At 69.0% G+C, this 348-nt stretch carries 1 protein-coding gene; it reads right to left on the bottom strand.

Going from position 1 to position 348, the window contains the following annotated elements:
- On the bottom strand, window positions 1–348 hold a 348-nt coding region (locus tag AAHB17_RS24630; protein ID WP_342133696.1), incomplete at both ends, for a cobalamin B12-binding domain-containing protein.

Genomic DNA, 348 nt, shown 5'->3' with positions numbered 1-348 from the left:
TTCGACCGAGGCCGGCGCGTAGGGCGCCAGGTCCTGGTCGCAGCGCATCACCATCTCGCCGATCATGCCGGCCAGGCCCATGCGCTGGCCGTCCTCGGGGCTGTAGATGCGTGTCACGCCATAGGCCTGCAGTTCGCGGATCTCGGGCGGCACGATCACGCCGCCGCCGCCGCCGAACACCTGGATGTGGGCGCCGCCGCGGGCCTTGAGCAGGTCCACCATGTACTTGAAGTACTCGACGTGCCCGCCCTGGTAGGAGCTGATGGCGATGCCTTGCGCGTCTTCCTGCAGGGCGGCGGTCACCACGTCGTCCACGCTGCGGTTGTGGCCCAGGTGGATGACCTCGGT

Origin of the sequence: Hydrogenophaga sp. OTU3427 (genome assembly GCF_038440225.1) — a bacterium.
GTDB lineage: Bacteria > Pseudomonadota > Gammaproteobacteria > Burkholderiales > Burkholderiaceae_C > Hydrogenophaga.
This window is presented reverse-complemented; position numbering and strand designations above follow the sequence as displayed.